The following is a 10,769-nucleotide window of genomic DNA, read 5'->3' as shown; positions in this document are numbered from 1 at the left end:
TGGGCCCTCGCGGATGATACTGTTCGCGAGGGCCCTCACTTGCGATATTTGGTGGTTATTCATGAAGCTTCTTAATGATTTCCTGAAAGAGTATGCAACCCCTGTGGCGAAGTCTGCCGGATTCAAAAAGAAAGGGACGGCATTTCGGATTGATGCGAGTTCCGGGGATGTTGCATTTCTTGAATTTTCGCCCTTCCGGATCGATTCGACTTTCGTGGTCTTCCACGCACAGTGCTTTATTGTTCCGGAGCCCTATTGGCAGTGGATGAACAGGCAGTACTTGGCTGCAGGGGTCCCTGAGCCCAATTCCTCCGGAGCTATCGCGGCATTCTCCGTCGTGCCGCCGCCGCAGGCAGCGCATACCCCTGAGGCGGGTGGGCTTGCGCGCACTCGGTGGGCTTTTGATGAAAATACGCGCCAGGCTTCTGGGAAGATCCTCAGTGATGTTCTGCGGTCCGATGTCGTGCCTAGAATTCGGCATCTGCTGGTGCGAGAGAATCTCCTGGATGCGATCCGGTCAACAGAGAGTCCGTCCATCCGACGCTGGGGCGCTCTTGAATCAGAGATTGTGTTGATGGTTGACGAGTATTCGCGTCACGAGATGGAAAGTTTGTTGTCCGAGCTCGACGACAGCTCTCCCCTCAAGAAGCAGTTCACCGAGTGGGCCGATATGCGACGCTCCAAAGGCGCTTGATCACGAGTTGATGTCGCCGAGAAGGTGCGGCTTGCTTCCTGGCAGGTGGCGCTTCGATGAATCTCAGGCAGGAATTCAAAGAGCTTGATCGGGTGCCGTGGTGGTCCTACGGATGGGCAGATCTCCCTACCGTGATACGCGCTTTGACATCCCCAGATCCAGATTACTCGGACGAGGCCATCGAAGATCTCTACGACCGGGTGTTGAACCAGGAGACGGTGCTCCCTGCGACAGTGCCGACCGTGCCCTTCATCGCACGGCTGGCCGCCGCGGGAGTCCGACCTCCGCGCTGTTGTACATGCTGGGCCGCATCACTGCGACCGAAAGCGAGGTCGATATCCGGGCCGGGGCAGCCCATGATGCAGTGGTTGCGCAACTCCCGCTGCTTCTCCCCTTGTTGGAACACAAGGACGCCGAGGTGCGGCACCTTGCGGTCTGGGCGGTGGCCCAGTGCCGGCGCGCGGAGACGGCCTGGGAAGCGATTGCACGCCAGTTGGTGGGCGTGCGTGCCGATCCCAGTGGAGGCACATTGTGCCACCGGGGGCGAAAGGCCCCGGTCTCTTTCGTCGGTAAGGCTCTCCGCTGCGCAGAGATTTGTAGTCCACGTCCCGAAGTGGAGTGACTGGTCAACTGTGCCTCAGCACACGCCCCCTGGGGACGTCCAGGGGACGGTGAGGGGACGTAAGGATCTGCACGGATCGGATAGCACCGGCAAGGGATGCCAGCGCACAACCGCTTTGACCTGCAAGAACTTCACAGACTGAGCAAGCCCAACAAAGGCCGTCACGATCACCAAAGGACTCATAATCCGTCGGCCGTGGGTTCGAGTCCCACCCGCCCCACTACACCGCAGGTCAGGAGAATCGTTCTGACCTGCGGTTTTTCGTGCTGCTCGTTTGGTTCGGCAGCCTCGCAGTGGCTCTTTGGCGGCCCATGGTGCCCCTGGGGACAAGTCAGGGGACAGGGTCTGTTTGAAATGCGCCTGTTTGGCTTGAGTGGCGAGGCTCGAATCTGACCTACGCGCGGGCGTTGTGAAACAGTCCGTATGGAACGGATGATGCCAACGTCTGTGAGCGGCGGAAGAGTGGAAGAGCTCGCAGCGCCGTTTCCGGCCTACGGTTCGGCGGACCGCTCCCGTGTGGTCAGCGCGTTGAGTGTCATGGCGGTGAGCCGGGCTTCCAGCGCGGCCCGGTCGGAGATGACGGCGGCGCGGAAGGTTCGTGCCGAAAGCATTGACATGAGCCACCATGCGCCGACAGCCGGGTCCAGGTCGGGGCGGATGTCGCCGTCGCGCTGTCCGCTGCGGAGCAGGCTCGCGAAAGCCTCGGCCAGTTGCTGGAGGGCGCGGCGGGCTGCGTCATCGACGCCGGGCTCGGCGGTGAGCGAGGAGGCGTCGGCGAAGAGGAAGCCGAGCGATCCCGGTGTGTGGAAGCGGTCCATGTGGTCGGGGGCCAGGAATTCCGCCAGGAGTTCGGACACCGATGCGCCTTGGTCGAGGGCCGCGTTGAGGGCATCGCGGACCCGGGCGACGGCCCGGTCCAGGACGGCGGCGAACAGTGCCGCCTTCGAGCCGAAGTTCTGAAAGACCACCGGTTCGCTCACCCCGAGCCGGGCGGCGACCTCGGAGACCTTGCCGCGCCGGTACCCGGATTCGGCGAACACCTCAGTGGCCGCGGTCAGGATCGACTCCCTGCGCTGCGCGGAGGGGAGCCGGACGCGTGGCGCGCCTTTCCGGGTGGTGGATCTTGAGTCGGTCACGGGGCAAAGCGTAACCCCCTTGCATGCATACTTAGTCGTGACTAAGCTGGCGAGCGTTCTTAGTCATGACTAAGTTAAGGAGGGGTGATGGCCCTCGGACGACTCCTGCACGGCGATCCGCAGACGACAACACGGGGAGAGACGATCGGCCCGGCTCGCGCCTACGAGGTGTTCACCGCGGTCTTCTTCGGCGGGCGGCGGCACCGCGCGTACTCGCGCCTGGTCGAACTCAGCGGTGCCCGTCCCGGGGACAAGGTCCTGGACGTGGGCTGCGGCACCGGCTACCTGACCCGGCTGGTCGCCGCTGCGGTGGTACCCGGCGGCAGCGCGGTGGGCATCGATCCCTCGCCCACCGTCATCGGCTACGCGCGGAGCAAAGCCGGCGCCGCCTGCACACACGAGACCGGGGTCGCCGAGGCGCTCAACGCGCCCGACGCCTCCTTCGACGTGGTGGTCACCAGCCTGGCGATCCATCACATCCCGGCCAATGTGCGGCCCGCCGCGCTGCGCGAGATGTTCCGGGTGCTGCGCCCCGGCGGGCGACTGCTGCTCGCCGACTTCCGGCCACCGCGCAGTCGGCTGGGCCGCCACCTGATCGGCGCGCTGACCGGCCCGGCGATGGAGCACAACCCGGTGGATCTCCTCGACGGCCTCGCCGCCGAGGCCGGCTTCGAGGTGCGGGCACGCGGCGACGTGCGCCCGCACCTGCGCTATGTCCAGGCCGTCCGGCCGGAAATCGTGCGGTGAGCCGGATGCTGCTCATGAACCGCCTTCTGCGGATCGCCTTCGCGCTGCTGCTGGTCGCGGGTGTCGCGGTGCACCTGTGGATCAGCACGAAGGTCGGTCTGGCGATGGTTGCCATTGGTCTTGTGGCACACCTTGCGGCTGCTCTGGCAGGACGGCGCTGGTTGGCGCGGAGCAGGTCTCGGCAGGGCGCACTCCCCGTCAGCCGTGGCGCGGGATGCCCGACAGATCGTGGTCGGCGTGCCTGAGTGCCTCGCCGATCAGGCGGGCGAGGTGGCCGTCGGTCAGGGCGTAAACGACGCGGCGGCCGTCCTTGCGGGCATCGACCAGGCCCGCGAGGCGGAGCTTGGCCAGGTGCTGACTCGGCGGTCAGCGTGGTGACGTCGGCCTCGCCGTTGCCGAGAGTGTTCAGCAGCACCAGGCACGTGCGGTCGGCGAGCGGCCCAGAACCTCGGCGGCGCGGGTGAACTGCTTGGCGCCCGGAGCTTGCGGGTGCGAACTGTGCCCGGTTGACGGGTGCGTGCGTGCACTCATACGCAGTAATGAGGGAGCGCTTCCCCCCGTCCAGCTCCCCGTCCCGCGTCGGAAGGTCAGACTCGTGAGCCTGCAGCAAGGCCCCACCCACATCAACGAGCACCAGCACGGTCGCGGCCCCGGCGCGACGGACCGCTGGGCGCGTTGGCGGCACAAGGCGGGGCATCTGGTGAAGCCCCATTCCCACGAGTCCGCCGACAAGGTCGACCGGGCGCTGGAGTCCTCGACCAAGGGCCTGCGGGCGCTTTGGACCTCACTCGTCGTGCTGGGGGTGACGGCGGTGGCGCAGGCGCTCGTCGTGGTGCTGTCGGGCTCGGTGGCACTGCTGGGCGACACCGTGCACAACGCCACGGACGCCCTGACCGCACTGCCGCTCGGGGTGGCCTTCGTGCTGGGGCGCCGGGCGGCGAACCGATGCTTCACCTACGGCTACGGTCGTGCCGAGGACCTGGCCGGCATCATCATCGTGCTGACCATCGCGGGCTCCGCCGCCTTCGCAGCCTGGACTGCCATCGACCGGCTGCTGAATCCGCAGGAAATCAGCTACCTGCCCGCGGTGGCCGTCGCGGCTGTGATTGGTTTACTCGGCAATGAGTGGGTGGCCCGCTACCGCATCCGTGTCGGCCGCGAGATCGGCTCGGCCGCGCTGGTCGCCGATGGACTGCACGCACGTACCGACGGATTCACCTCCCTCGCCGTGTTGTTGGGCGTCGGCGGCGCCGCGCTCGGCTGGCGGCTCGCCGACCCGATCGTGGGCCTGGCGATCACGGCCGCGATCCTGCTGATGCTGCGCGATGCCTGCCGGGAGGTCTTCCGCCGGATCATGGACGCGGTCGATCCCACTCTGGTCGACGCCGCCGAGCACGCGCTGGGCGAGGTCGCGGGCGTACGGGCGGTGAGCGAGCTGCGGCTGCGCTGGATCGGCCACCGGCTGCGCGCGGAGGTCGCGGTCGTCGTCGACGGGGAGATGAGTGCACGAGAGGCCCACCGCGTCGCGGTCGACGCCGAGCACGCGCTGCTGCACGCCGTCCCGAAACTGACAGCCGCTCTCGTGCACGCTGACCCGGTGCCAGCGCCGGATGCTCCTGACCCGCATCTGGAACTGGCCCATCACTCCGCCTGAGCGGGCCGGTTGAGCAGGAAATCCGCCAACTGACTGAGGCTCTCGGCGAGTGACACCGACGCCGGGGCGCCGTGCCGTGCACGTGCACGGGGACCGTCAGGCACGGAGACTCTTCGCGGAGGATGACTGGCCGGGTGACGCTCCGCAAGGGAAGAGACCACGCCCGGCTCGGGGTATGTCAGGCCGGCTGCGCGGCGGAGTGCAGCACCGGGGGGAGGGAGGGGGGCGGGATCTCGGGGGTGTGGGGGTAGGAGGCTGTCCGGTGCTGGAAAGAGAGGATCTTCGGGTTCAGGACGACGCCGTCGCGGATCTCGATGGCCTTTCTGACCGTGGGGTCGGCCTCCCATGCCGCAGGGCCGCTCATGACCTTGCGCAGATAGGGGAGGAGCGCCTCGCTGATTTCCCACGTGGCCGAGTTCCACAGGTGGGACGGACTGTGGTCCACCGCGTAGTAGTGGCAGCCCGGCCCCACCGTGGGCATCGGCTCGCTGAAGGTGGTCGGACGGGCCCACGCGAAGCCCATGCCCGCGTCGCAGGCAACGTCGATGAAGAAGGAGCCCGACCGGAACAGGGCAAGTTCCTCGTCGTTGACGAACGTCAGCGGCGCGTCAGTGTCCTGCCGGACGCAGTTGACGATGATGTCGAACCCGGCGAGGTACTCCGCGAGCGGCACGGGTCCGGCCGGGGTGAGTGCCTGCAGACGCGATGGATCGTCCTCGTCCTCCTCGAAGTGGCTCATCACGACCGACGGCATCGGCGAGGCCACAGCTGCCGCGGCGCGCTGGGTGAGCACTGTGACGTCGGAGACCCCCATGGCCCCCAGGCCCGTGACCGCTCCGCGCGCTGTGGCGCCGAAGCTGATGACCACGGCGCGCAGACGCCGCCCGTAGCTACCGGTCAGCCCGCCGAGCTGCAGGGCGTGCAGCACCGAGCAGTAGCCCGCGAGCTCGTTGTTCTTGTGGAACACATGGACACTGAAGGCGCCCGTGGACGTCCAGTGGTTCATGGCCTCCCAGGCGATGAAAGTCAGCCGTCGGTCGATGCCGAACTGGGTCATCCTCTCGTCCTGCACGCAGTGCGGCCATCCCCACAGCACCTGGCCCTCGCGCAGCGCGGCGACGTCGTCGTGCATGGGTTTGGGCAGCAGCAACACGTCGCACTCGGCGAGGAGTTGCTCGCGGGAGCGCAACCCGGCCACGAGCGGTCCGAGCGCGTCGTCGGCGACGCCGAACCGTTCGCCGTAGCCCTGTTCGAGGAAGATCCTCTCGCGTACGTCCGGGGCGATCCGGTTGAGGTGGGCGGGGTGCAACGGCAGGCGGAACTCGTTCTCCTTGCGGGAGGAGGCGAGTACTCCGAGACTCATCAGGCTCATGCGCTTCCTCATCATTTCGTTCGCGTCGTTCTTGGCGTGCGTGTTGTGGCTGCCCGCGACCCCGGTCAAGACCCGTCGGCCCGGTGCCTGCGGACGTGCTCGGCCAGCGGGAGGGGCGTCTCGTCCAGACCGTTGACCGCCCCGCTCGCCATGCGTGCGCACGTCTAGTGGCAGGCGAGAAGCTGCTGGTCGTCGCGGTGGGAAACCACCACTGCCTCCGTGTCGGTTGCGTTCCGGTAGTCGGTGGTGCAGACGAGGCAGGCCAGTCCGGAGAGCGTCTCCGCGGTCGGTTCGGGACGGCCGCGACGACGGCCGGAAATCGAGTCCTGTGAATACATGCGTCTTACATCCTCTTGATCGGTTCAGAGCCGTGCTGATCGGTTCGGACGTGCTGATCGGACCAGGGCCGTGCGAGATGCCGGAATGCCTCGGGGCATCCCGGAAGCCGGGAAATCCGCTACCGCGCTGCGCGGGACCGGATACGCCGGATGCGGAAGACGGCGTGACAGTGCGAGCCAGGAGGCATGAGGCGGCTCATTTCCGGCCGGATCCGATGTACGCCGGCCTATGCCGATGCCCGAGGGCGACGGCCCGAGGGCGACGCCGAAACTGATGACGGCGTGCGAGGTGCGCTCGGTGCCGCAACCGTACTCCCCTCCGGACCCGGCATGTGCCGGATGCCGGCCCCCGGAGCCGACCCGCCGGGGCGTCACCGAGCCCTTCCCGGCGCTCTGGACGTTGTGGCCAGTGGTTGGTAGTCAAAGACAGCCGCAGGCTGCGGCGTTGGCAGGAGCTTGACACGCGACCCGCGTTGGAAGGGGAATCCGCCGCGCGCAGGTTCGATCCGCTCCGGCGAGCTGGGGCGACGTAGGCCAGGTGCCTCACGGCTGTCCCCAGTCAGCTGTCAGGGGACATAGAGGGGACACAAGGACTCGCACAGATCTGCAAGCATCGAGCAAGACCAGTGGCGCGCACCTCATCTGACCAGCAAGAACGCCAAGAGTCAGACTAGAGATGCAAAGGCCGTCACGATCACCAATGGACTCATAATCCGTCGGCCGTGGGTTCGAGTCCCACCCGCCCCACAGTGCAGGTCTCTGACCTGCGGAAACGTCTTTTCTGGCAGGGAGATCAGGAACTCTGGCTCAACGGAGAGAATCCGCTGCTCAGGGACGCTGTTGGAAGCCGCAGAGTGACCTGACTGATCCGGGCATGGCCCCTGCCTGCAGTGCTGCGAGCGATCGGGTGCGCTGGAAACCACCTCGCGGCTCCGTGCTCCAAGATCCAGTGGACGCACAGTGGACGCGAGGGCCTGGAGCTGAATACAGAGCGGCATGGCTGGTTCGAGTGGTGCAGCGGCAGCAGCCGGGCGGTCCACTGCAGCCGTGGCGGGGCCTGGTCCAGGTCCAAGAAGCTCCCGCAGTGGGGGTTAAACCGCTCCGCGGGGGCCATCGCTCTCCTGGTGTGCGCCACTGCTGTGCACCACGGTCACACGGTGCTCCATGTGGACAACGGCTTCACTGCTGGGGCGGCGGTCACTGAAGGAAGTGCAGCAGCCGGACGCAGGTGCCTGACGCCGGCAACCGCTGCGGAAGAGCTCCGTCCGTCGAGGCGGTGTCATACCAATGCGCCGAGCACGGATCACTTGGCCGGCGGTGTGGTGGGGCGGGCGGGCACCGACCACGTGAGGTCATGTTCCTGGTGACGATGCTCCGGGATGGGTACGGTCGCCTCGCATGCCCTGGCCCGCCGCCCGGGCGTTACGCCGGGGGCATCACACCGTGGATCCGCGACAGTGTGAACACCCGCTCCGCATCACGTAGATGACACCAGGCGTACAGATACGGAGGGTCGAGGTCGAGGCCGCTGACGGTGCGGATCGTGCGGCTGCCTGTCGTGGCGACGTACTCGATGGTGACCGCCGTCCCACTGTCCACGGCGTGGGCGAGTTGACGGACATCGGCGTGGGAAATCTGCATCGTGTGTCCGGCGATGATTTTTTCCGTATCGGTGGCGAAGGAGACGCCGTTGTACGGGTCGAGGGCGGGATGGGCGAGTGAGGCGCCCGCCAGTCGGGCGGCCAGCGTGGTCAGCTCTCCCTGCTTCGGGGTGGTGGTCGTACGGGATGGGGTGCTGGACCTGACCGCTCTGCGCGGGGGCGGTACCGGCGCGGTCGCCCGGTGGCTGCGGGGTCGTTCGACGCGCACGGTTCCGTCAGCTGTCTCCGCGACCGGCGCGTATCCCTCGGTCCGCAGTGCGGCGAGGGTCTTGTCCAGCGGGGTGCGGCTGACAAGGACGGTCGGGGCGAGGGGCCGCAGACCCAGTTCGGAGAGTTTGCGGTGGGCGGCGATCTCGGTGAGCAGGGCGGGTTCCTCGCTGTGGATGACGCAGGCGGCCGAGGCGATGCGGATCCGCCCATGGCCGCGCGCCGTGTCCGTGATCAGGTAGGACAGAGGCTGGGGCAGCGGAGTGGTGGCGACGGCGGCCAAGTCGGCCTCGATGGAGTCCGGGCTACGGCCGGCGTCCAGGGCTCGGCGGACGCTCGCCGGGCTGAACCGCCACGCTGAGGCGGTGCCGCTGGTCTCCCGATCGGCGACCGAGTCCAGCAGGACGACCAGCCGCGCGGCGGGTGTGCCAATGACGACGGCGGTCAGGTCGCTGCCGAAGCGAGCCGTCGCGGTGGCGGCGGGAAGGAGCCGACGGCAGGCGGTGGCCAGCCCCTCGGTGCTGTCGGCCAGCAGAGCGGCGCCGATCGGGGACAACGCGCCGCGGGTGAGCACGCCGAGGAGTTCCGCCTCCCGGATCACGGTGGCGAACGGTGTCGCGTCCTGTGGCAGCACCTCGGCGAGCGGCCGTGACCAGTGGGTGAGAGGACCCAGTTCGGCCGAGTTCTTCGCGCCCTGCCCGGCCGGGAGACAGGAAGCGGCGGTGAGCAGCCCCATCCGGGCCTGGAGACAGCCGACGCAGGGCGGGGCCCCGGCCAGGGCCGGCAGCGCCTTGTTGTCGTCGTCGCGGGCCTGCGAGGGGGTGAGCCCGAGTGTCCACCAGGCGTGCAGCAGTACCGGGAGCCGCTCTGCGGGCTCCGACTCGGCCCAGGTGTCGTAGGCGTCCGTCGTCGCGACCCGGTCACGGTCACGGGCCATGAGGCCGGCCTCGTACGCCATCTCGAGGGTGAGGCGCACGACGGTCTCCTCGCAGCGTGCCGCCCTGCCGATCCTGGCCAGTTCGCGGGCTCCGACGCCGCCGGACTTCAGCCGGGCGGGCGGAGCTGTCGCGCACACCGACAGGACCGAGGCGGCGTGTGCGGCGAACGCCGTGGCCGCGGCGGACGCCTCACTGTCGACCTCCGCCGGGGTGACGGGTACGAGCAGTGTGACGGGCGGCGCCGGGTCGAAGGGAGCATGCCAGCCCGGCCCGCGCAGTGCGAGCGCCACCTCGGCGGGCATCCGTACGGGGCCGTAGCTGTATCGACCCTGCACCAGCAGTCCCCGCTCGAGCGCCCAGCGTGCACCCGGTTCAGGGGCGGACTGGCTCCCGATGACGACGAATGCCTGTGGCCGGTACGCGGGCTCCGCCCTGCGGTCCAGTAGTTTCCGGGCGTCGGCCGGTGCCTGTGCGACCACCGCGGCGACACGTGCCGGGTCGCTGTGGTGTTCCACGAGCGTCGCGAGGCGCTGCGGTTTGGTGCCGGGAGGCCGCACGCCCAGAGCCGTGAGCATGCGGCGCAACTCCTCGGAAGTCGTGTCCATCAACAGCGTCGCCAGCGGCCGGTCCAGTCCGAGCGGCGTGTCCCACGCCTGCCGCAGGGGCGCGGCCATGCGCAGTGTTCCCTCGCTGTCCGGCCAGACCAGCGCATGCATGGCCAGCGTCTGGAGCGCCGTCGTCAGACCGCGTGCGGCCTCGTCCTCCGTCGCGTCCAGCAAATCCGCCAGGACATCCCGAGAGGCCGGCGCACTCAGTGCCGCCAGTGCTTCGGCTGCCTGCAGGGCGGGCAGCGGGAGCCGGGGCAGCGCGAGCGCGACCGAGCCCGGGCGTTGTAGGCGTTCGGCCAGTTCGCTCACCGAGCGGGGCGCCGACGGGGACACTGCGTCGGGCCGTGCAGCGAGTACCTGCTCCAAGTGTTCGGTGTCGAGGCGGTGGAGCCATGCTGTGAGGGTCGACTTGCCGGACTTCACTGATCAGTGCACCTCGTTGAGGGGAACGCCACGCTTCGCGCCGGCAGCCGGGCGAGACGCGCTGTGCCGTACGGCCTCCAAGCATGGTGCATCCGGCGGGTGCCGCAGGTGCCGTCGTCAGAGATTCGTGGACATTGGGGCGGTTGTGAACGGCGAGAGGGAACCGTAGCCGTGAAAAGCTCTGCACGGGCGCCGGATTCGGCCTGGTCGCCTGCTGCGGGCCTCGCCCACCCCGGCTGGTACCACCCACGCCCTGGCTGCCGACGGCGAGCACTGCATCGTGGAAGCCCTGGCCGATGCCGGGATCAGATGCTGGGCGGACAAGGCGCACCAAGGAACGGGCTGCCCGATCCGCGCCCCCTTCCGCGG

At 68.2% G+C, this 10,769-nt stretch carries 7 protein-coding genes, 1 tRNA gene and 1 pseudogene; 4 read left to right on the top strand and 5 right to left on the bottom strand.

What is annotated here, in order from left to right:
* Positions 1-61: 61 nt before the first annotated feature.
* Positions 62-694, top strand: a complete 633-nt coding sequence (locus FBY35_RS29235) for a hypothetical protein (RefSeq protein WP_142216949.1) — start codon at positions 62-64, stop codon at positions 692-694.
* Positions 695-1,807: 1,113 nt separating this feature from the next.
* Here FBY35_RS29235 and FBY35_RS29230 read toward each other — a convergent pair.
* Positions 1,808-2,452 carry a TetR/AcrR family transcriptional regulator gene (locus FBY35_RS29230; RefSeq protein ID WP_142216948.1) on the bottom strand — a complete coding sequence of 215 codons (645 nt, stop codon included), beginning with the start codon at positions 2,450-2,452 and terminating at the stop codon, positions 1,808-1,810.
* Between the two features lie 87 nt (positions 2,453-2,539).
* On the opposite strand from FBY35_RS29230, the gene FBY35_RS29225 reads away from it, so the two are divergent.
* The gene (locus FBY35_RS29225; protein WP_142216947.1) at positions 2,540-3,199 is read left to right on the top strand and encodes a class I SAM-dependent methyltransferase; all 660 of its coding nucleotides are present in this window, start codon (positions 2,540-2,542) and stop codon (positions 3,197-3,199) included.
* A 198-nt stretch (positions 3,200-3,397) separates the two neighbouring features.
* Here the strand turns inward: FBY35_RS29225 and FBY35_RS37530 are convergent.
* Positions 3,398-3,730: pseudogene (locus FBY35_RS37530) on the bottom strand (ArsR/SmtB family transcription factor).
* A 64-nt stretch (positions 3,731-3,794) separates the two neighbouring features.
* Here FBY35_RS37530 and FBY35_RS29215 point away from each other — a divergent pair.
* Positions 3,795-4,853: a cation diffusion facilitator family transporter gene (locus tag FBY35_RS29215; protein ID WP_142216946.1), complete on the top strand. Its 1,059-nt coding sequence runs from the start codon at positions 3,795-3,797 to the stop codon at positions 4,851-4,853.
* Between the two features lie 178 nt (positions 4,854-5,031).
* Here the strand turns inward: FBY35_RS29215 and FBY35_RS29210 are convergent, their stop codons facing one another.
* On the bottom strand, positions 5,032-6,225 hold the full coding sequence (locus tag FBY35_RS29210; protein WP_142216945.1) for a N(5)-(carboxyethyl)ornithine synthase: 1,194 nt from the start codon (positions 6,223-6,225) through the stop codon (positions 5,032-5,034).
* Between the two features lie 164 nt (positions 6,226-6,389).
* Positions 6,390-6,563 carry a hypothetical protein gene (locus FBY35_RS36260; protein ID WP_160159344.1) on the bottom strand — a complete coding sequence of 58 codons (174 nt, stop codon included), beginning with the start codon at positions 6,561-6,563 and terminating at the stop codon, positions 6,390-6,392.
* 674 nt (positions 6,564-7,237) lie between these two features.
* Here FBY35_RS36260 and FBY35_RS36255 point away from each other — a divergent pair.
* Positions 7,238-7,310 (top strand) — tRNA-Met (locus tag FBY35_RS36255).
* Between the two features lie 675 nt (positions 7,311-7,985).
* Here the strand turns inward: FBY35_RS36255 and FBY35_RS29200 are convergent.
* Entirely contained in the window at positions 7,986-10,400 is a 2,415-nt protein-coding gene (locus tag FBY35_RS29200; protein WP_142216944.1) for a helicase C-terminal domain-containing protein, read from the bottom strand.
* Positions 10,401-10,769 lie beyond the last annotated feature (369 nt).

The sequence above is a fragment of the Streptomyces sp. SLBN-118 genome, from assembly GCF_006715635.1.
Classification (GTDB): domain Bacteria; phylum Actinomycetota; class Actinomycetes; order Streptomycetales; family Streptomycetaceae; genus Streptomyces.
This window is presented reverse-complemented; position numbering and strand designations above follow the sequence as displayed.